Genomic DNA, 20,047 nt, shown 5'->3' with positions numbered 1-20,047 from the left:
TCGACTCGTCGGGCGCCGTGCACGACGCCCGCGTCGAGACTAGGGCTCGGCGCCGACAGCGAGGTGAACAGGCCGTCACGGCCAGGTACGTGCCTCCCGCGGCAGCCCGGTCGGCTCGGCCAGCGGGGTCACCGCGCGCAGCACCGCGTCGATCTCCTCGCCGCCCGCGCAGCTGCCGACGGTGGTCTCGCTGACCTCGTCGGCGGCGCCGCGGTCCACCTCGCCCGGCTCGGCGTCGTGCACCACGATGGTGAGGGTGGTCCCGCCCGCGCAGTCGTCCGGGTCGTCGCCCGCGCCGTCGGCGTCGTCGACCAGGTCGGGGAGGGCGTCCAGGAACTCCTGCCACGCCTGCGGGTCGGTCTCAGCGGAGCCCTCGTCGAGGACCTCCTCGTAGTCGGTGACCGTGGAGACGGTGGCCTCGGAGTCGACCAGCAGCTCCCACGAGCGGTGGTACTCCGGCGGCACCGAGCTGTCGGTGAACGCCAGGTCGACCAGCGTCGCGTCCGGGTCACGGTCGGCCAGGTCGGCGCCACAGCCGGCGAGCGGCAGCAGCAGGGCCGGGAGCGCGAGGAGGGCCGTCGTACGGCGTCGGGCGGTCACGGCTCTCGGACGTCAGCCCACCCGCTGCGGTTCCGCGGGTGACGTGCCGACCAGCCGAGACCCGAGCCCGGCGCGGACCGCGACGGGCAGCAGCCCGACCACGGCGAGGGCGACGAACCCGCTGAGGACCTTGTCGCCGACCGACGTGACGAGGTTGGACACGACCAGCGCGACCCAGGCGGGGGTGCCGACGAGCAGCCCGCCGAGCAGCTCCGAGCCGCTCGCGGCGGGCTCCGGCCCGAACACCACGGCGATCAGCACGAGGGCGACGAGCGAGCACCCGACGCCGGCGAGGACGTTCAGCCCGAGGAAGCGCGGCAGGGTGCGGCCGAGGCCCCACCGGCGGACGCCGTACCCCCACAGCAGCGCGCCCACCACGTTGACCAGCGCGAACGGCAGGCTCACCCACCCGAAGAACGCCACGGCGAGCGCGTTGGTGGCCACGCCGACCGCCGCGCCGCGCCACGGGCCGAGGGCGATGGCCGCGACGGCGGTGCCGACCATGTCCAGGTGGACCGGCAGGCCCAGCGCGACCTGCAGCTGGACGCCGGCGAGGTTCAGCAGGACGCTCCCGACCATGATGAGCGCGGCGAGGGCCGCGGTGACGGGCGGGACGACCGGGACGGGCGCCGGCTCCCCGGCGGGCGCGGGCTCCTCGACGACCGGGGGCTCCGGCGCAGGCGGCGGGTCGATGGGGAGGTCGCGCTCGGCGACCCACCGGTCGATCTCGGCGGGAGGCACGTCGAGGGTCTCGCCGATGTCGCGGACCAGGGGCACGTTGAGACGCGCCCGCCCCGTCCGGAAGCAGTCGTAGACCGTCGACCGGGCCAGGCGGGCGGCGTCCTCGCTCTCACCGCGGTCGACGCGCAGCCGCACGACCCGCTGCGCGATGTCGGCGTACGACGGGTCGCCTGCGGTGTGGCGTGCGTCCTGCAGGCGCCGGACGACCCGGTCCCACCCCGTGAGCTGCGTGCTGTCCTGCTCGGTCACGAACCCCCCATCGTCCGCCTTCCGCGGGTTCGACGCGCGGCGTGCCGTTCCGGTTCCCTCTACCCCTGGAGCAGGACGTCCGCCAGCTCGTCGAACCCGGACACCACGAGGTCGGGCTCGGGGAACACCGACGGCCACGGCGCGCCGGTGCGGTCGACGTACGCCGTCCGGTAGCCGGCCGCGTCGGCGCCGGCGAGGTCCCAGGGGTGGCAGGCGACCATCATCGCGGCGCGCTCGGAGACCTGCGCCCTCCGGACGCCGTACGCGTAGGCACGCGGCTCGGGCTTCCAGGCGCCGGCGTCCTCGACGGACAGCACGTCCTCGACGGTGTCCCGCAACCCGGCCTTCGTGAGGATCGAGTCGGCGACGGACGTGGAGCCGTTGGAGAGCGTGATCATGCGGACGCCGCCCGCAGCGAGCCGTGGCAGCCCGGTTGCGACGTCGGCGTGCACGGGCAGCTCGGAGAACCCGGCCAGCACGTGGGCGACGGCGTCGTCGAGCGGACGGTCGAGGTCCGACTGGGCCGAGAGGACCGTCCGCAGCCCGTCGGTGGCGACCTCGGCGAACGGCCGGGACCCGCCGAGGATGGTCAGCACGAACCCGTCGCGGAGCACGCCGGTGAACCACGGCACCGCCAGCGCGGTCGGGGCGCCCACGTCGGTGAAGCGGGCGCCGAGCGCGGTCACGTCGGACAGCGTCTCGTTGACGTCGAGGACCAGCAGCTCGGGGGCGTCCATGGGCTCAGGCTGTCACGGTGCTCCGACAGCGTCGGCGGCCACGCCGCGCCAGGTCGTGGCGACCGCGTCGGGCACGTCGGAGGTGAAGACCACGACGCCGGGGTGCGCGTCGACCACGTCGCGCAGGCAGGCGCGCCCGGCGGCGTCCAGGTCGCCGTCGATGCGGTCGAGCAGCAGGAGCGGCGGGTCGCCCAGGCAGGCGCGCGCCAGCCGGAGCCGGGCCCGGTCGGCGGACGACAGCGGCTCACCGCCGCGGCGCAGCTCCGTGCGCTCCCCGCGGTCGAGGCCGGCGACGGTGGCGCTGAGGCCGACGCGGTCGAGGACCGCCGTGGCGGCGCCCGCGTGGGTGTCGGGGCGTCGGTAGCGGACGGCGCGCGACACGGTCCCGCGCTCCAGGGGTTGCCCGGCGGCGGCGAGACCGACGAGCTCCCGGCGCCGCTGGGCGGGGAGCTCCGCCAGGGGCCAGCCGTCGACCACGACCCGGCGGCCGGGGTCGGGCGACGCCAGGTCCCTCAGGACACGGGAGGCCGTCTCCGGGTCCGAGGACACCAACCGGATGCGGTCGCCCGCCCGGGCCCGGAGGAGGCTCTCGACCTCGACGAGCGCGTCGCTGTCGTCGACCCTCGTCGGCGGCGCCGGCCTCGTAACCGGCTGGACGGCGACCAGTGGAGCCAGGATGCGCCGCGCGGCGCGGTAGTTCTGCCGCAGCTCCGCGATCCGGCCCGTCTCGGTGAGCGGGGTGGCCAGGGCGGCGGTCACGGTGAGCGCGGTGGCGAGCTGGCCGGGGGTGAGGTCCATCCCCAGCCCCGCGACCACGACGAGCACCGCGATCGACGCCGCCGTGGCGGCGGCCGCGGCCTGCAGTGCCCCGGCCGTCCGGGCCCGCGCGACGGCGGCGCCCGCGACCTGGCGGCTGTCGTCGGCGAGGCGGCGCCGCTCCCGGTCCTCCCCGCCCGCGGCGAGGATGCCCTCCCGCCCCTGCAGCGTGTCGGTCAGCCGGGAGGCGAGGCGCCCGCGGATCCGCCGCAGGCGTCGCGCCCGCTCGAACGCGAGCGGCATCAGCACCGAGGCCGCCGTCCCCATCATCACCAGCGGGGTCGCCGCAGCGACGGCCACGACGGGGTCCAGCCAGGCCAGCACCGCCAGGGCGCCGACGACCAGCGGGACCGCCGCGACCAGCGGCGGCACCCCCTGCGCGACCCAGCCGCGGATGGCGGTGAGGTCGTTCGTCGTCCGGGCCAGCGTGATGCCGAGCGACGGCCCTCGCCGCGCGGACAGCGCGGAGCCGACGAGCCGGCCGCGCAGCTCGTGGACGTAGTCCTGCCCCAGCCGCTCCGCGACCACCCGCACGCCGTACGTCGTCGTCGCGGTCGCGGCCACCGCGCCCAGCAGCAGCCCGACGGTCGTGGTGACGACACCCCCGGAGACCAGCCGCCCGACCAGCAGCGCGAGCCCCATCGTCGCCGCGCTCTGCGCTACCGAGACCACGACGAGCCACGCCACCAGAGCGCGGCGGCTCCCGGCGAGGACGGGGGGCATCAGGCCGCCCCGACCTCGAGCCCCGCGTGGCCGATCAGGTCGAGGCCGACACCGGGGAGGCAGAGGTCGTAGGTGTCCACGACCGGCACCCCGGTCCCCGCGAGGGCGGCGTGCGCCTCCCCGGCGGCGAGCGGGCTGGCGGTCACCACGCCGGACGCGGCCACCACGGGCAGGTCCAGCTCGCGCAGGCGGCGTACGCCGGCGGCGGCCCCGAGCGCGTCCTGCGCGGCGAAGACGACGGCGTCCACGCGGCCGGCGTACGCCGGGTCGGCGAGCAGCTGCGCGGTCTCGCCCTGGTAGAGCCCGTCGGCGACCTCGACCACGACGACGTCGGGTCCGTCGAGCGCGAGCTGGTCGACGAGCGCGGTCCAGGTCGCCGTCACCTCGTCGAGGTCGAGCCGGTAGGTGCTGGCGTGGCCGAAGTCGGTGAAGTCCAGGACGCGCAGCGCCCCGGCGTCGCGGAAGACGTTCGCGTCGTTGCCCGCGCCGGTGCCGGTGGCCTTGCCGGCGGAGACGACGAGGCCGGACCGGGTCAGGCCGTTGACGAGCGAGGCGAGCACGGTGGACTTGCCGGAGTTCATCGACGTCCCGAGGACGCCGACGACCAGCGGCTCCTTCGCCACCGTCGCGCGCGGAGCGTCGGGCGAGTACGGCGCGTGGTCGGCGAGGGTGACCACGCCGCGGGCGTCGGCGAGCAGGCCGAGCGGCTCGATGCGGGTGGGGCAGTCGATGGAGGCGTGCTGCTCGATCACGGTGCCGGCGAGGCCGCCGGCGGCCACGAGGTCGCAGGGCCCGAGGTCGGAGGGGACCTCGGCGAGGAACTGGTCGGGGGCGTAGCGCGGGCCGTAGGCCAGGAGGATCTCGTCGCCGGGGAACAGCAGCTGCCGCCGCGACACGGGGCTCTCGAGGCGGGTGTGCTTGCCGATCTCGGTGACGCGGGCGACGACGACGTCACCGGCGGCCGGGACGACGTCCGGACCGCTCAGCAGGTGGTAGCCGTCGGCGCTGGCCTCGACGGCGGCGGCGACGTAGCGGGTCGTGTAGGAGGCCTTCACTCCGCGGAGGCGCTGGGGGGCGAGGGGGGTCGTGGTGTCCATGGCGCACACGCTCACGGGTGGCGATGAGGCGATGGTGAGCGGCGGATGAGAGGGCACTCATGGTCGCCGTTCCTTCGTGGCGGCGAACGGGACCAAGGAGCGGATCGCGCCGGTACCGGGCCGATATCGGGCCTTTCTCCCGTTCTCCCTGACAGGACGGCTCGCGCCTCACGACGGCGAGTGCACCATCTGCCCGTCGACCCAGCCGGTGCCGTACATCCGCACGTAGTCGACGCTCATGGTCGCCGGGAACTTCGTCGTCCGCGTCGGGGAGCCCGGCCAGTCGCCGCCGACCGCGACGTTGAGCAGCAGGTGCATCCCCTGCTCGTAGACCCACCGGCTGCCGGGCGGCAGCATCTCGGGCGTGAGCGTGTAGACCGGGACGTCGTCGACGAGCCAGTGGATCTTGTACGGCTCCTTCACCACCGAGAACACGTGGTAGCCGCTGCTCGCCGCCGCCCCGAGGTCGGTGGAGTGGCCGATGCCGTCCGGGCCGGAGTAGCCGGGCCCGTGGGCCGTCCCGTACGCCGTCCGCGGCTCGTGCCCCACGACCTCCGCGATGTCGATCTCGCCCTGCGCGGGCCAGATCTCGTCGGTCTCGCCGAGCATCCAGATCGCCGGCAGCAGGCCGCGGCCGGTGGGCAGCTTGGCTCGGACGTCGACCCGGCCCCACCCGAGCGCGACCGTGCCCTCGGTGGTGAGGCGGGCGGAGGTGTAGTCGCAGAACCCCGACGGCCAGCAGGGGTGCCGCGAGCTGCGCACCGCGCGCCGGGCGGTGAGGTCGAGCGAGCCGCTGCCGTTGTACGCCGAGTTGCCGGCGTAGCTCGTGTAGTACTGCAGCTCGTTGTTGTACCAACCCTGCGTCTCGCGGTTGCCGACCTTCGTCGTCCAGACCGCGGGGTCGACCTGGGTGCCGGCCGGGCCGTCGAACTCCTCGGACCAGAACGGCGTCTCGCCCCGGTCGGTCGGTCCCTCGGCGACGGCCGGGGCCGCTGACAGGGAGGCGGCGAGGGTCGAGGCCAGGAGCAGCGCCAGGACCGCCGTGCGAGCCGGGCGCAGGGACATGGCGACGAGGGTAGACGCCGGATCCTGCGTTCCTCCCATCCTGACCGGGGACGGGCACGGACGAGCGATCGGCCGCCCAGGTTAGCCTTCCCTTACCATCCTCCTCGTGACCCTCAGCCCCCTCCGGCCCGTGACGGGCGTGCCCCTGGCGCGGGCCCTGCACGGCTTCGGTGACCGCGTCGCGCTGCGCACCTCCGAGGGCGTCGTCTCCTACGACGAGCTGGCGCGGCTGGTCGACCGGGCGGGCGAGCGCCTGGGGCCCGAGCGGCGGCTGGTCCTCCTGGCCGTGGGCAACGACCTCGGCAGCGTGGTGCAGTACCTCGCCTGCCTCGCCGGCGGCCACCCCGTGCTGCTGACCGACCCGGCCGGTGACGACCGCGAGCTCGTGGCGACCTACGACCCCGACGTGGTGGTCAGGGACGGCGAGGCCCGGCAGCGCAGACCCGGGACGGCCCACCGCCTCCACCCCGACCTCGCGCTGCTCCTGTCGACCTCGGGCAGCACCGGGTCCCCGCGCCTGGTGCGGTTGAGCGCCGAGAACGTGCAGGCGAACGCCGAGTCGATCGCCACCTACCTCGACCTGCAGCCGCGCGACGTCGCCGTCACCTCGCTGCCGCTGCACTACTGCTACGGCCTGTCGGTCCTGCACTCCCACCTGCTCCGGGGCGCCTCGGTGGTGCTGACGTCCCTGTCGGTGGTCGACCGCTGCTTCTGGGACCTCTGCCGGATGCACCGGGTGACGTCCCTGGCCGGGGTGCCGCACACCTTCGAGCTGCTCGACCGCCTCGGCTTCGGCCGGGGCGGGGAGGGGGCCGTGACCGCGCTGCCGTCCCTGCGCCTGCTCACGCAGGCCGGCGGCAAGCTGGCCGCCGAGAAGGTGCGGGCCCTCGCGGAGCTGGGGCAGCGTCGCGGCTTCGACCTGGTCGTGATGTACGGGCAGACCGAGGCCACCGCCCGGATGGCCTACCTGCCGCCCGAGCTGGCGGCGGCGGCCCCGCACGCCGTCGGCCGCGCCGTGCCCGGCGGCACGCTGCGGATCGAGCCGGCAGGCGCCGAGATCGGCGAGCTCGTCTACGCGGGCCCCAACGTGATGCTCGGGTACGCCGACTCGCCGGCCGACCTGGCCCGCGGCCGCGTCGTCACCGAGCTGCGGACCGGGGACCTCGCGCGGTTCACCGACGACGGCCTGGTCGAGGTCGTCGGGCGGGCGTCGCGCTCCGTGAAGGTCCTCGGGCTGCGGGTCGACCTGGACCGGCTGGAGCACCTCTGCGCCGACGCCGGGCTCGAGGCCTGGTGCGCTGCCGAGGGTGATCGCGTGGTCGTGGCCGTCACGGGAGGGCCGGGCGCCGCCGAGCGGGTGCGCGCGCTCCTGGCCCGCCGCACCGAGGTGCCGGCCGGTGCGCTCGACGTCCACGCCGTCGACGCGCTCCCGCGGCTGCCGTCGGGCAAGCCGGACCACCGGGCGGTCGCGGCGCTGGCCGCCGCGACCGCGGCCCAGGAGCCGGCCCCGGAGGGCGCCGGGACGGCCACGGCCGACCTCGTGGCGCTCTACGCCGAGCTCCTGGACCGCGACGACGTCACCGAGGACGACTCGTTCGTGTCGCTGGGCGGTGACTCCCTGTCGTACGTCGAGGTCTCTCTGCGCCTCGAGGAGCGGCTGGGCCACCTGCCCGCCGACTGGCACACCACGCCGCTGCGCCGGCTGAGCCCCGCCGTACGGCGCCGCCGCGGGGCGTCGGTCGAGACCGGCCTGGTCCTGCGGGCGGTCGCGATCGTCGCCGTGGTCGGCACCCACGGCAACCTGTTCGTGCTCACCGGCGGCGCGCACCTGCTCCTCGGTCTCGCCGGCTTCAACCTGGCCCGCTTCCAGCTCGCGGGGTCCTCCCGGCGCGAGCGCGTGCGCCGGGTGCTGGCGAGCCTGGCCCGGGTGGTCGTGCCCACGGTGCTGTGGGTCGGGGGCTTCGCCCTGCTGGCCTCCGCCTACCCCTGGCAGACGGCGCTGCTCCTCAACGGCCTGCTCGGGCCCGAGGAGTGGGCCGAGCCCGCCTGGCACCTGTGGTTCCTCGAGGCGCTGGTGGTGCTCGTCGCGGGCGTGACGGCGCTGGTGACGCTGCCCGCCGTCCACCGCCTCGAGCGCCGCTGGCCGTTCTGGCTGCCCCTCGCGCTGGCCGTGGTCGCGCTGCTCACCCGCTACGACGTCGTGTCCCTGCGCGGCGGCGACGAGATCCACCGCGCCCACGTGCTGGCCTGGCTGTTCCTGGCCGGGTGGGCGGCGTCCCGGGCGACGACGACGGGCCACCGGGCCGTCGTCACGGCGCTGGTCTGCCTCGCGACGCCCGGGTTCCTCGACGACCCGGCGCGGGAGGCGGTGGTCGGCGTCGGGATGCTGCTGCTGGTGTGGGTGCCGCGGGTGCGGATCCCGCGGGCGGCGTCACGGGTGGTGGGCCTGCTGGCCGCGGCGTCGCTGCACGTCTACCTCGTGCACTGGCAGGTCTACCCGCACTTCGAGGACGACCGCCCGCTGCTCGGGGTGGTGCTGTCCCTCGCGGCCGGGGTGGCGGTGTGGGCCGCGGTGCAGCGCGTCGTGCCGCTCGCCCGGCGGGGCGCGGACGCGGTCGCGTCCCGTCGTCGTGCCGCTCAGGCTCCGGGGGCCGGCGCCCTGGTCGTGGCGACGACGTCCTCGCCGCGGACCAGCACCGGGACCGACCCCGGGAGGACGGTGACCGTCACCGGCGTCCCCTCCGCGTGACGGGTGCGGTGCGCCGACCACGCCGTGATCGTCGCGCCCGAGGGCAGGCGGACGACGTGGGCGGTCTGGACGCCGTGGTACTCCGAGCCCACCACCCGCGCCGCCGAGCCGGCGTCCGCGACGACCTCGAGGTCGTGGGGGCGCAGCAGCACCTCCAGGTCGTCGGTCCGCCCCTCGGCGACCGACGGCGGGACGGACAGCGGCAGCGCCCCGAGCTCGCAGGCCACGCGACCGTCGTCGTACGTCGCCGGGAGGACGTCGGCCTCGCCCATGAAGGTCGCGACGAACCGGCTGCGGGGCCGGTCGAACACGTCCTGGGGGGTGCCGAGCTGCTCGAGGCCGCCGGCGTCGAGGACGGCGACGCGGTCGCCGAGCGCGAGGGCCTCGACCTGGTCGTGGGTCACCAGCAGCGCCGCGCTGCCGGTGTCGCGCAGCGCGGCGACGGTGTCGGCGCGGACGCGGGCGCGGAGGTTCTCGTCGAGGCTGGAGAACGGCTCGTCGAGCAGCACCACCGACGGTCGCGGGGCCAGGGCGCGGGCCAGCGCCACCCGCTGCTGCTCGCCGCCGGAGAGCTCGTGCGGCATCCGGGCGCCCAGGCCGGGCAGCCCGACCCGTTCCAGCGCCGCGGCGACCTCCGCGGCCCGGCGGTCGCGGGGGACGTCGGTGAGCCCGAACGCGACGTTCGCGGCGACGTCCAGGTGGGGGAACAGGGCGTGGTCCTGGAACACCATCCCGACCCGGCGGTGCTCCGGCGGGCGGTGGCGGCGCCCGTCGTCGGACAGCTCGCCGCCGATCGTGATGGTGCCCGCGTCGGAGCGCTCGAGACCGGCGACGAGACGCAGCAGCGTCGACTTGCCGCAGCCCGAGGGCCCCACGAGGGTGACGATCTCGCCCTCCTCGACCTCGAGGTGGACGTCGAGCGCCGCGGCCACGCTGCCGTAGCGCTTGGTCACCCCGCGCAGCGACAGGGCGGTCACCGGACCTCCCGGCCCGGGGCGCGGCCGTGGCGCAGCAGCAGCGCCACGGGCACCACGGAGAGCAGCACGATGAGCAGGGCGGGCAGCGCGGCCCGCTCCCAGTAGTTCTCCGAGGCCAGCTCGAAGACCCACACCGACAGGGTGGTGAAGCCGAAGGGGCGCAGCAGCAGCACGAGCGGCAGCTCCTTCACGGCGTCCACGAGCACCAGGGTGGCGGCCACCGCCGCCCCCGACCGCACCAGGGGCAGGTGGACCCGGCCGAGCAGCCGGCCCGGCCCGGCGCCGAGGACCTGCGCGGAGGCCGTCACGGACGTCGGCACGCGGGTGAAGCTGGCGTCGACCGCCTGGTAGGCGGGCCCGGTGAAGCGGACGACGTACGCGACGACGACGCCGAGCACGGACCCGGTGACGAGCAGCCCGGTGCCGCCGTCGACGCCGAGCGCCACGAGCAAGCGGTCGACGGCGTCGAACGAGGCGAGGACGCCGATGCCGATGACCGCGCCGGGGACGGCGTACCCGACCATCGTCAGCTGGGCCGCGGTGCCGACCACCCGGCCGCCGCCGAGCCGCCGGGCGTGGGACATCACCAGGGCGACGAGCACGCACACCGCCGCGACCAGCGCGGCGAGGGTGGCGCTGTTGGCGAGGTGCTCGGAGAACCGGTCGTCGGTGAGGGTGCCGGGCGTCCGGGCGGCGTCCACCGCCCAGGTGAGCAGCCGGAGCACCGGCAGGCCGAACCCGGCCGTGACGACGGCGCCCGCGACGAGGGTGGCCGCGGCGGCGCGGCGCCCGGTGAGCCGACGGCGCTCCAGGCCGCGGCCGGCGCCCCCGCGCTGCGCGAAGCGGGCCCGGCCCCGCAGCGTCCGCTCCAGCCCCAGCACCGCGACGGCGAGCAGCAGCACCAGCACGGCCACCGACACCGCGGAGGCGACGTCGAAGCTGCCCTTCCACGTCAGGTAGACGCCGACGGAGACGGTGCGGACGTTGAAGTACTGCACCGTCGCGAAGTCGGTGAGCGTCTCCATCATCACCAGGGCGAGGCCGCCGACCAACGACGGCCGGGCGAGCGGCAGCAGCACGCTGCGGAAGGCGCGGCGTCGCGAGGCGCCGAGGGTGCGGGCGGCGTCCCAGGCGGCGGGCGCGAGCTCGAGGAAGGCGGCGCGGACGACGAGGTAGACGTACGGGTAGAGCGTGAGGACCAGCACGACCACGGCCCCGGCGAGCGAGCGCACCGGCAGCGCAGGCAGGTCGTCGCCGAGCAGGCCGCGCAGCCCGGTCTGCACCGGGCCGGGGTAGTCGAAGGTGGAGAGGAAGACGAAGCCGAGCACGTAGCCCGGCATCGCCAGCGGCAGCACGAGCAGCACCTCGAGCACCCGCCGGCCGGGGAAGTCGTACGCCGTGACCAGCCAGGCCAGGCCGGTGCCGAGGACGGCGCACCCCACACCCACCCCGACGAGCAGGGCGACGGTGGTCAGCACCATCGCGCCGACGCCGCCGGGCAGGGCGAGGTCGTCGCCGAGGGTGAGCGCCCAGACGGTCACCGCCACGACCGGGCAGCAGACCAGCGCGCCGAGGACGACGACGAGCAGCGACCAGGCCGGTCGGCCCGACCCGGCGGCCCGCCGGCGCCGTGCGCGCGACGGGGTGGGCCCGGTGAGCTCGGGCAGCGGCGTGGGGACCCGACCGAGGAGGTCGGTCACGACCCCGTCCGGGTCACCGGTAGCCCGCCTCGTCGAGCAGCTCGACGGCCTCGGCGTTGCGGGCGCCGTACGCCGCCGCGTCGACCTGCATGCGGTCGAACTCGCCGAAGGTGGCGATGAGGTCCTCGGGCGCGACGTCCGGGTTGACGGGGTACTCGTGGTTGTCGTCGACGAAGTCGCTCTGGCCCTCGGTGGCGAGCCACTCCATCAGCTGCTGCGCCTCGGGGGCGGCGTCCGAGCCCTCGACCACGCCCGCGCCGGAGATGTTGACGTGGGTGCCGTCGCCCTCCTGGCTGGCCCAGTACGGCGCCACCGGCAGGTCGGGGTCCTCCTCGAGCAGGCGCGCCAGGTAGTAGTGGTTGGTGATGCCGACCTCGCAGCCGCCCGCGGCGATGGTCTCGAGCAGCTCGACGTCGTTGCTCACGATCTCGACGTCGTTGTCGACCCAGCCCTGCACGGTCTCGAGCGCCTTCTCGCGACCCTGGGTGTCGATGAGGCTCGCGACCAGCGACTGCACGTACGACGACGTCTCGTCGCGCATGCACAGCCGGCCCTCCCACTGCGGGTCGCCGAGGCCCGCGTAGCTGTCGACGGGGTCGAAGTCGGCGGGGTCGACGGTCCGCGGGTCGTACATCAGGGTCCGCGCCCGCATCGCCAGACCGGCCCAGCGGCCCTCGGGGTCGCGGAGGTCGCGGGGGACGGCGGTCTCGATCGCGCGCGACTCCACCGGCGCCAGGACCCCCTCCTCGGCGGCCTTCCACAGCATCCCGGCGTCGACGGTCATGAACAGGTCGGCCGGGGTGTCCTCGCCCTCGGACCGGAGGCGCTCCAGCAGCTCGGCGTCCTCGCCGTACAGGAACTCGACGGTGATGCCGGTGTCGTCCGTGAAGTCGGCGAACGCCTCCTCCAGGTCGTAGTGGCGAGCGGAGTAGACCTGCAGGTCGGCGTCCTCGCCGCCCGAGCCGAAGATCCCGCACCCGGCGGTCGTCAGCACCAGCGGCGCACAGGCGATCAGGCTCACGAAGCGGCGGCGCATGAGGGTCCTCGTTCGGGTGGGGGAGACGTCCGTCCAGAGGATATGGCAAGGCTTACCTATCTCCGAGAGCAGTCGCCGCGGAGCGACGGGGCAGGCGGCCGCGAGGACGTCGTCCTCATATGTGGGCAAGCGTCTACCTGCTCGACTATGCTGTGGGCTCTCTGGGCCAGGTCGGCCCCCAGCGACGGAGAACCATGAGTGAGAACGTGAGCTCCGCCCCGGCCGGGGGCGTCCGTGAGGTGAAGTCCGCGGCCCGGACGGTCGAGATCCTCGAGTTCCTGGCGGCCCGCCAGAACCGGCCGGTGCGCCTGCGTGAGCTGAGCGAGGCGCTCGGCGTCCCCCGCAGCAGCCTCCACGCACTGCTGCGGACGCTCGCCAAGCACGGCTGGGTCCGCGCCGACACCACCGGCACCCTCTACGGGATCGGCATCCGCGCGCTGCTGGCTGGCACGAGCTACCTCGACACCGACCCCTACCTGCCGATGGTCGCGCCGTTCCTCGACGAGCTGCGCGAGGCCCTCGACGAGACCTTCCACTTCGGCCGCATCGACGGCGCCGACGTCGTCTACCTCGCGACGCGGGAGTCGAGCCAGTACCTCCGCCCGTACAGCCGCGTCGGGCGCCGGCTGCCGGCGTACTCCACCTCGCTCGGCAAGGCGGTGCTCGCTCAGCTGCCCCCGGAGCAGCTCGAGGAGCACCTGCCCGCCGAGCTCAGCCCGGTCACCCCGAAGACGCACACGGACCGTGACTCGCTCGCCGAGGACCTCCGGCTCACACGAGAGCGGGGCTTCTCGATCGACAACGAGGAGAACACCCTCGGCCTGCGCTGCTTCGCCGTCGCCCTGCGGTACGCCGACCCGCCGACGGACGCGATCAGCGCCTCGATCCCGATGGTGCGGCTCGACGAGGCCCGCGAGCGCGAGATCACCGAGACGCTGCGCCACGTCGGCGACCGGATCGCCCGGGTCGTGGGACCGATGAGCCAGTCGATCGCCTGGAGCTAGCCCGCCACCCTGTTCGCACTCGTGGGTGTTGTCTGCACTCGTAGACGCATGACACACTGCGGGAGTGACGTCCCTCCGTGAGCCGACAGTCCACCCGTCCGTCGACGACTCCCCGACGCGCTCGCGCATCGCGGACGTCGTCGTCACCCCGGTCGCCTTCCGCGACCCGCCGCTGCTCAACAGCGTCGGCGTGCACGAGCCGTACGCCCTGCGCTCGGTCGTCGAGGTGGTCCTCGCCGACGGCACCTACGGCCTCGGCGAGTCGTACGGCGACCTGCCGCACCTGACCCGGCTGCGCCGTGCGGCGGAGCACCTGGTGGGCCTCGACGTCCACGACACCAACGGCATCCGCCGGGCCGTCGTCGAGTCGCTGGCCACCGACGACGGCATCGGCGGGCACGGGATGTCCGGCATGGTCACCGGCTCCGCCACCCCCGACCGCGTCTTCTCCCCGTTCGAGGTCGCCGCGCTCGACCTGCAGGGCAAGCTCGCGGGCGTCCCGGTGTCCGACCTGCTCGGGGGCGCCGTGCGGGACCGCGTGGCCTACTCCGGTTACCTCTTCTACAAGTGGGCCGGCCACCCGGGCGAGCCCTACGACGAGTGGGGCGAGGCCCTCGACCCGGCCGGCATCGTGGCCCAGGCCCACCGCCTCGTCGACACCTACGGCTTCACCGCGCTCAAGCTGAAGGGCGGCGTGATGCCGCCCGCCGAGGAGGTCGCGGCCATGCGCGCGCTGCGCGAGGCGTTCCCCGACCTCCCGCTGCGCCTCGACCCCAACGCCGCCTGGACCGTGCCGACCTCGATCCAGGTCGCCGCCGACCTCGCCGGCGTCGTCGAGTACCTCGAGGACCCCGCCCCCGGCATCGACGGCATGGCGGAGGTCGCCCGCGCCGCGGCGATGCCGCTGGCCACCAACATGGCCGTCGTGGCGTTCGACCACCTGCCGCCGGCCGTCGCGCAGGACGCCGTCCAGGTGATCCTGAGCGACCACCACTTCTGGGGCGGCCTGCGGCAGTCGCAGCAGCTCGCCACCATCTGCCGCACCTGGGGCATGCGCCTGTCGATGCACTCCAACTCCCACCTCGGCGTCTCGCTGGCCGCGATGACCCACCTCGCGGCCGCGACGCCCAACCTCGACTACGCCTGCGACACCCACTGGCCGTGGAAGCGCGCCGACGAGGACGTCGTCGTGGACGGCGTCCTGCGGATCGAGGACGGCGCCGTCCCGGTGCCGACCGGGCCGGGCCTCGGGGTGGAGCTCGGCCGCGACCGGCTCGACCGCCTCCACGAGCAGTACGAGCGCTGCGGCCTCACCGAGCGCGACGACACCGGCTACATGCGCCGCTTCCAGCCGGACTTCGACAACACGATCCCGCGCTGGTGAGCGCCGCACCCGGGCTCCGCGTCCTCATCACCGAGCCGGTGATGGAGCGCTTCGCCGACGTCCTCACCCGCGACGGGGCGTCACCCCACACCTGGGACTGGGCCCTCGACGGACTGCCCGACCCCGCCGCCCTGGCGTCGTACGACGTGCTGGTCTGCTCCTCGGCCCGCGCGCCGCTGCTGGACGCGATGACCGGGCTGCGGCTGGTCCAGGTCACCGGCGCAGGCACCGACAAGATCGACACCGCCGCGCTGCGGGACGGCGTGGCGCTCGCCAACACCTACCACCACGGCCGCTCCATCGCCGAGCACGTCGTGATGGTCTCGATGATGCTCCTCCGTGGCGTGATGGCCAGCGACGCGGCGATGCGGCGCGGGACCTGGTCGAACGCCGTCGCGACCCCCGGACACCCCTTCGGCGGCGTCCTCGGCGGCCGGACGCTCGGCGTCGTCGGCTTCGGCGAGATCGGCGCCGCCGTCGCCCGCGCCGGTGCGGCGCTCGGCATGCGTGTCCGGACCGTACGACGGCGTCCCGACGCCCCGCTGCCCGCCGGCCTCGACGCGGGCCAGGTCGACTGGGTGGGCGGCGAGGGCGACCTCCTCGCGCTGCTCGCGGCCTCGGACGTCGTGGTCGTCACCGTGCCCCTCGGACCCGGCACCACCGGTCTGATCGGTGCCGCCGAGCTGGCGGCGATGAAGCCGACGGCGGTGCTCGTCAACGTCGCCCGCGGGGCGGTCGTCGACGAGCAGGCGCTGCACGACGCCCTGACCGAGCGCCGGATCGCCGGCGCCGGGATCGACGTGTGGTGGCGCAACCCGCGCGACCCCGACGCCCCGCCGCCGTCGTACCTCGACTTCACGGGCCTCGACAACGTCGTCCTCACCCCGCACCAGTCCGGCCACACCGCGGAGGTCTTCGCCGGCCGCGCCGGCGACGTCACCGACAACGTCGACGCCCTCGCCGCCGGCCGGCCGCTGCGCAACCCCGTCGCCCGCTGACCGCCGAGTCGGCCCGAACGCACGCCTCAGAAGGCTCGAGTCGGCCCGGACGCACGTCGTACGGGGCTCGAGTCGGCCCGGACGCACGCCGTACGGGCCTCGAGTCGGCCCGAACCCACGCCGTATCGGCCTCGAGTCGGCCCGAACTGCGATGGTTGGGGCCGACTCCGTGCCGTCAGGTCGTGCGCTCGGGCCGACTCGGCGCCGTCAGGTCGTGCGTTCGGGCCGACTCGGCGCCGTCAGGTCGTGCGTTCGGGCCGACTCGGCGCCATCAGGACGTGCGCTCGGGCCGACTCGGCGCCGTGAGCACGTGCGTTCGGGCCGACTCGGCGGTCAGACGAGCTGTTGGACCACCAGGACTGCGGCGCCGAGCGCGGAGACCACGATCGCGGTGCGGCGCAGGCGCTGCTTGTCGAGGTGGCGGTTGAGCAGCAGCGACAGGGCCCAGCCGAGGACCGGCAGCGGCGCGAGCCACGCGACCGCGAGCAGGACGTGCGTCGTGATCGCCCCGGCGACGGCCAGGGTGGCGATCGAGATCAGGGAGCCGACGAGGAAGAAGCCGCTCATCGTGCCCCGCAGGCCGGGGCCCTCCTTGCCCTGCCAGACCAGCGCCATCGGCGGTCCGCCGATCGAGGTGGCGGTGCCGAGCACGCCGGAGGCGCCGCCCGCGGCGACCAGGGTCGTACGACGGGGGGCCGGGGCCCAGCCCAGCGAGGTGACCGCGACGCCGAGGAGCACGACGGCGGCCAGCAGGAGCGCGAGCCCGCGCTGGGGGAGCGTCGCGACCAGCAGCGCCCCGACCACCGACCCCGGCACCCGGCCTGCCATCGCCCACCCGGTGCCCGTCAGGTCGACGTGCTGCCGCTCGGCGAGCACCACCAGCACCGTCACCACCACGGCCAGCACGATGAGCGTCCCAGGCAGCAGCGAGGGGTCGACCAACGCGACGATCGGCGCGGCCAACATGCCCATCCCGAAGCCGATCGAGGCCTGCAGCGCCGAGGCCAGGACGACCGCGACGGCGATGACCAGGAAGCCCGCGATCGACACCGCGGGCAGTCCCGGCATCACGGGGCGACGTCGACGAGCTCCGAGGCCCCGAGGGGGTGGAAGCACTCGGCGGTGTGCTCCGGTCCCGACCCCTGCACGACGGGCGGGGTGGTGGCGCACTCGTCGGTGGCCTTCCAGCACCGGGTGCGGAAGCGGCAGCCGGACGGCGGGTTCAGCGGCGACGGGATCTCGCCGGACAGGATGATCTGCTCGCGTGTCCGGGCCCCCAGCGACGGCGCCGCCGACATCAGCGCACCCGTGTACGGGTGCAGCGGGCGGTCGAACGTCGGCTCGGTGTCGCCCTGCTCGATGATCCGGCCGAGGTACATCACCACCACGCGGTCCGCGACGTGGCGCACCACGGACAGGTCGTGGGAGATGAAGAGGTAGGAGACCCCGAGCTGCTGCTGGAGGTCGTTGAGCAGGTTCAGCACCTGCGCCTGCACCGACAGGTCGAGCGCGGAGACGGGCTCGTCGCAGACGATGACGTCGGGGTTCAGGGCCAGGGCGCGGGCGATGCCGAGGCGCTGGCGCTGGCCGCCGGAGAACTCCTGGGGGAACTTGTCGGCGTCGGAGGGACGCAGCCCCACCAGCGACAGCAGCTCCCGCACCCGGGCCGCGCGGTCGCGGGAGGTGGCGTACAGGTCCTTGTGGGTCGCCCACGGCTCGCCGACGATCTCACCGGCGGTCATGCGGGCGTTGAGCGAGGCGAAGGGGTCCTGGAAGACCATCTGCACCCGGCGCCGGAACGCCAGCAGCTCCTTGCCGCTCAGCGACAGCGGGTCGACCCCGTCGAAGCGGATCGTGCCGGCGTTGGGCCGCTCGAGCATCAGCAGCGTGCGGGCCAGCGTCGACTTGCCGCAGCCGGACTCGCCGACCAGGCCGAGGGTCTCGCCGCGGCGCAGGTCGAGGGTGACGCCGTCGAGGGCCCGCAGGTGGGTGGTCTGCCGGCCCTGGCGGACGTCGAAGACCTTCGTCAGGTCGCGCACCTGGAGCAGGGCGTCGCCCTGCGGCCGGGTGCCCGACGTGGCCTCGGTGCTGTCGTGGGTGACGCTCATCGCGACACCTCCTCGCTGAAGTGGCACGCCGAGGCGTGGTCGGTCCCGACGTGGCGCGGCGCCGGCCGCTCGGTGCGGCAGATGTCCTGCACCAGCGGGCAGCGGTCCTGGTAGACGCAGGCCGCGGGGATGTCCTGCAGCTCCGGCGGGGACCCGCCGATCGACCGCAGGTCGCTGCCGCGGGTCGCGCCGGCGGGCACGGAGTCGAGCAGGCCCTTGGTGTACGGGTGGCGCGGCCGGCCGAAGACCTCGCCGACGGGTCCCTGCTCGACGACGGTCCCGGCGTACATCACCACGACGCGGTCGGCCTGCTCGGAGACGAGCGCCAGGTCGTGGGTGATGAGGACGACGGCCATGTCGCGCTCGCTGCGCAGGTCGGTGAGCAGCTGCATGATCTGCGCCTGCACAGTGACGTCGAGCGCGGTGGTCGGCTCGTCGGCGAGCAGGACGGTGGGGGACAGGGCGACCGCGATCGCGATCAGCAGCCGCTGGCGCATGCCGCCGGAGAACTGGTGGGGGTAGTTGTCGACCCGGCTCTCGGGCTCGGGGATCCCCACGCGCTTCATGAGGGCGATCGCCTCGGTGCGCGCCTGCTTGCGCGACATGCCGCGGTGGATCCGGAACGGCTCCGCCAGCTGGTAGCCCACCGTGTAGACCGGGTTGAGCGCGGTGAGGGCGTCCTGGAAGACGATGGCGATCTCGGGCCCGGCCAGCGCCCGGCGCTGCTTGCGGCTGGCGGTGACCAGGTCGGTGCCGTCGAGGCGGACCTCGCCGGCGGACACGTCGGCCACCGGGGCGAGAAGCCCGACGATCGCCTGGGCCGTCATCGACTTGCCGCAGCCCGACTCCCCGAGCAGCGCGATCGTCTCGCCGCGGCGGGCGCCGAACGACACCCCGTCCACCGCTCGTACGACGCCCTGCGGGGTGCGGATGTCGACGGACAGCCCGTCGACGTCCAGGACGACGGAGCCCGTGCCGGCGGCGGTCCCGCCCGTGCCGGCGTCCGGCAGGTCGTACGTCGCGGTCATCGCTTCTCCTGGACAGTCGAGGTGGCGGCGCCGACGCGGGCGCGGCGGCGGGCGGCGGCCTTGTCGGCGCGGGCGAGCTTGCGCCGCGAGGAGCGCGGCACGGTGAGGCGCCAGCGCTGGTCGGGGTCGGTCGCGATCCGCACCCACGAGGCGAGGATCGTCGTGGACACGGTGGTCACGACGATGGCCAGGCCGGGGAAGAACGACAGCCACCAGGCGGTCTGCAGGTAGGTGCGGCCCTGGCTCACGAGCAGGCCCCAGGAGACGTCCGGGGGCTGGATGCCGATGCCCAGGAAGGACAGGGACGACTCGGCGAGCATCACGAAGCAGAAGTCGAGCGTCGCGACGGTGAGCAGCGTCGGCAGCACGATCGGGAAGACGTGGCGCCGGATGATCGCGTTGGGCCGCGTGCCGAAGGTGCGGGCCGCGTCGACGAAGGTCCGGCTCTGCAGCTCGGCGGACTCCGCGCGGGCGGTCCTCAAGTAGATCGGGATCCGGGTGATGGCGAGGACCAGCACGATGTTGGCGGCGCTGGGGGAGAAGACGTAGAGCACGACGACGGCGAGCAGGAGCGAGGGGAAGCTCATGATCACGTCGGCGATGCGCATCGCGATGGTCTCGCGGACGCCGCGGTGGTAGCCGGCCCACATCCCGATCAGCGAGCCGATGACCATCGAGATGATCACGGCGGGCACCGCGACGGAGAAGGTGGTCTGCGTCGCGACGACGATGCGGCCCAGCAGGCTGCGGCCCAGGGGGTCGGTGCCGAGCCAGTTGACCCAGCCGTCGCCGAGACGGGGCGGGGTGACGCCGGCGGCGAGGTCCTGGTCGGTGGCGGCGTCGCCGACCAGCGTGGGGCCGAGGACGGCGACCAGCGCGAGCGCGACCAGCACGGCGGCGGCCACGAGCGCGACCTTGTCGCGCCACAGCAGGCCCCACATCGAGATCTTCGCGGCCCGGGCCTTCTCGGGCGTGGCGGGCTCGGCGGCCTTGGCCTCGCTCTTCACGGGCTCGGTCGGGTTGTCGAGGGTCATG

The 20,047-nt window shown here is 74.8% G+C and carries 17 protein-coding genes; 4 read left to right on the top strand and 13 right to left on the bottom strand.

Features of this window, described 5'->3' with window-relative positions; genetic code table 11:
* Positions 1–75: 75 nt before the first annotated feature.
* The 6 genes from Q0858_RS14835 to Q0858_RS14810 all read right to left on the bottom strand — a co-directional run bounded on the left by Q0858_RS14835 (position 76) and on the right by Q0858_RS14810 (position 6,028).
* Positions 76–600, bottom strand: coding sequence for a hypothetical protein (locus Q0858_RS14835; RefSeq protein ID WP_299055922.1), 525 nt, complete (start codon positions 598–600; stop codon positions 76–78).
* A gap of 12 nt (positions 601–612) precedes the next feature.
* Positions 613–1,590, bottom strand: coding sequence for a hypothetical protein (locus Q0858_RS14830; protein WP_299055920.1), 978 nt, complete (start codon positions 1,588–1,590; stop codon positions 613–615).
* 59 nt (positions 1,591–1,649) lie between these two features.
* Positions 1,650–2,327: a haloacid dehalogenase type II gene (locus Q0858_RS14825; RefSeq protein ID WP_299055918.1), complete on the bottom strand. Its 678-nt coding sequence runs from the start codon at positions 2,325–2,327 to the stop codon at positions 1,650–1,652.
* Between the two features lie 12 nt (positions 2,328–2,339).
* Entirely contained in the window at positions 2,340–3,866 is a 1,527-nt protein-coding gene (locus Q0858_RS14820; protein WP_299055916.1) for an ABC transporter ATP-binding protein, read from the bottom strand.
* Entirely contained in the window at positions 3,866–4,963 is a 1,098-nt protein-coding gene (locus tag Q0858_RS14815) for a hypothetical protein (RefSeq protein ID WP_299055914.1), read from the bottom strand. The genes Q0858_RS14820 and Q0858_RS14815 overlap by 1 nt, the downstream gene beginning before the upstream one ends.
* A gap of 168 nt (positions 4,964–5,131) precedes the next feature.
* Positions 5,132–6,028, bottom strand: a complete 897-nt coding sequence (locus Q0858_RS14810) for a glycoside hydrolase family 16 protein (RefSeq protein ID WP_299055912.1) — start codon at positions 6,026–6,028, stop codon at positions 5,132–5,134.
* Positions 6,029–6,134: 106 nt separating this feature from the next.
* On the opposite strand from Q0858_RS14810, the gene Q0858_RS14805 reads away from it, so the two are divergent.
* Positions 6,135–8,777 carry an AMP-binding protein gene (locus Q0858_RS14805; RefSeq protein WP_299055909.1) on the top strand — a complete coding sequence of 881 codons (2,643 nt, stop codon included), beginning with the start codon at positions 6,135–6,137 and terminating at the stop codon, positions 8,775–8,777.
* Here the strand turns inward: Q0858_RS14805 and Q0858_RS14800 are convergent.
* The 3 genes from Q0858_RS14800 to Q0858_RS14790 are packed head-to-tail and all read right to left on the bottom strand — an operon-like array spanning position 8,666 to position 12,490.
* A complete protein-coding gene (locus Q0858_RS14800) occupies positions 8,666–9,754 on the bottom strand; it encodes an ABC transporter ATP-binding protein (RefSeq protein ID WP_299055906.1) in 1,089 nt (362 codons plus the stop codon). The genes Q0858_RS14805 and Q0858_RS14800 overlap by 112 nt on opposite strands.
* Positions 9,751–11,454, bottom strand: a complete 1,704-nt coding sequence (locus tag Q0858_RS14795; RefSeq protein ID WP_299055903.1) for an iron ABC transporter permease — start codon at positions 11,452–11,454, stop codon at positions 9,751–9,753. The genes Q0858_RS14800 and Q0858_RS14795 overlap by 4 nt, the downstream gene beginning before the upstream one ends.
* 13 nt (positions 11,455–11,467) lie before the next feature.
* The gene (locus Q0858_RS14790; RefSeq protein WP_299055900.1) at positions 11,468–12,490 is read right to left on the bottom strand and encodes an extracellular solute-binding protein; all 1,023 of its coding nucleotides are present in this window, start codon (positions 12,488–12,490) and stop codon (positions 11,468–11,470) included.
* 194 nt (positions 12,491–12,684) lie between these two features.
* Between Q0858_RS14790 and Q0858_RS14785 the strand changes: the two genes are divergently transcribed.
* From Q0858_RS14785 to Q0858_RS14775, 3 genes are all read left to right on the top strand, one after another.
* On the top strand, positions 12,685–13,494 hold the full coding sequence (locus tag Q0858_RS14785) for an IclR family transcriptional regulator (protein WP_299055898.1): 810 nt from the start codon (positions 12,685–12,687) through the stop codon (positions 13,492–13,494).
* A gap of 64 nt (positions 13,495–13,558) precedes the next feature.
* Entirely contained in the window at positions 13,559–14,878 is a 1,320-nt protein-coding gene (locus Q0858_RS14780) for a glucarate dehydratase family protein (protein ID WP_299055895.1), read from the top strand.
* Positions 14,875–15,876, top strand: a complete 1,002-nt coding sequence (locus Q0858_RS14775; protein ID WP_299055893.1) for a 2-hydroxyacid dehydrogenase — start codon at positions 14,875–14,877, stop codon at positions 15,874–15,876. The genes Q0858_RS14780 and Q0858_RS14775 overlap by 4 nt, the downstream gene beginning before the upstream one ends.
* 333 nt (positions 15,877–16,209) lie before the next feature.
* On the opposite strand, the gene Q0858_RS14770 is transcribed toward Q0858_RS14775, so the two are convergent.
* From Q0858_RS14770 to Q0858_RS14755, 4 genes are read right to left on the bottom strand one after another with little or no spacing between them, the layout of a single operon-like run.
* Positions 16,210–16,944 carry a sulfite exporter TauE/SafE family protein gene (locus Q0858_RS14770; protein ID WP_299055890.1) on the bottom strand — a complete coding sequence of 245 codons (735 nt, stop codon included), beginning with the start codon at positions 16,942–16,944 and terminating at the stop codon, positions 16,210–16,212.
* Positions 16,944–17,984 carry a dipeptide ABC transporter ATP-binding protein gene (locus Q0858_RS14765; protein WP_299055887.1) on the bottom strand — a complete coding sequence of 347 codons (1,041 nt, stop codon included), beginning with the start codon at positions 17,982–17,984 and terminating at the stop codon, positions 16,944–16,946. Before Q0858_RS14765 ends, Q0858_RS14770 begins: the two co-directional genes overlap by 1 nt.
* Complete coding sequence (locus tag Q0858_RS14760; RefSeq protein ID WP_299055885.1) at positions 17,981–19,012, bottom strand: ABC transporter ATP-binding protein; 1,032 nt, start codon at positions 19,010–19,012, stop codon at positions 17,981–17,983. Before Q0858_RS14760 ends, Q0858_RS14765 begins: the two co-directional genes overlap by 4 nt.
* The gene (locus Q0858_RS14755) at positions 19,009–20,046 is read right to left on the bottom strand and encodes an ABC transporter permease (protein ID WP_299055883.1); all 1,038 of its coding nucleotides are present in this window, start codon (positions 20,044–20,046) and stop codon (positions 19,009–19,011) included. The genes Q0858_RS14760 and Q0858_RS14755 overlap by 4 nt, the downstream gene beginning before the upstream one ends.
* Position 20,047: the final 1 nt, after the last annotated feature.

This window comes from uncultured Nocardioides sp. (genome assembly GCF_947489365.1).
GTDB lineage: Bacteria > Actinomycetota > Actinomycetes > Propionibacteriales > Nocardioidaceae > Nocardioides.
The sequence above is the reverse complement of the archived record's forward strand: the minus strand, read 5'-3'. Positions and strand labels throughout refer to the sequence as shown.

Coding starts and splice junctions, on each gene's coding strand:
- Q0858_RS14760 (WP_299055885.1), bottom strand. CDS start 19,012: ATGACCGCGACGTACGACCTGCCGGACGCCGGCACGGGCGGGACCGCC.
- Q0858_RS14820 (WP_299055916.1), bottom strand. CDS start 3,866: ATGCCCCCCGTCCTCGCCGGGAGCCGCCGCGCTCTGGTGGCGTGGCTC.
- Q0858_RS14785 (WP_299055898.1), top strand. CDS start 12,685: ATGAGTGAGAACGTGAGCTCCGCCCCGGCCGGGGGCGTCCGTGAGGTG.
- Q0858_RS14815 (WP_299055914.1), bottom strand. CDS start 4,963: ATGGACACCACGACCCCCCTCGCCCCCCAGCGCCTCCGCGGAGTGAAG.
- Q0858_RS14790 (WP_299055900.1), bottom strand. CDS start 12,490: ATGCGCCGCCGCTTCGTGAGCCTGATCGCCTGTGCGCCGCTGGTGCTG.
- Q0858_RS14825 (WP_299055918.1), bottom strand. CDS start 2,327: ATGGACGCCCCCGAGCTGCTGGTCCTCGACGTCAACGAGACGCTGTCC.
- Q0858_RS14765 (WP_299055887.1), bottom strand. CDS start 17,984: ATGAGCGTCACCCACGACAGCACCGAGGCCACGTCGGGCACCCGGCCG.
- Q0858_RS14810 (WP_299055912.1), bottom strand. CDS start 6,028: ATGTCCCTGCGCCCGGCTCGCACGGCGGTCCTGGCGCTGCTCCTGGCC.
- Q0858_RS14755 (WP_299055883.1), bottom strand. CDS start 20,046: ATGACCCTCGACAACCCGACCGAGCCCGTGAAGAGCGAGGCCAAGGCC.
- Q0858_RS14770 (WP_299055890.1), bottom strand. CDS start 16,944: ATGCCGGGACTGCCCGCGGTGTCGATCGCGGGCTTCCTGGTCATCGCC.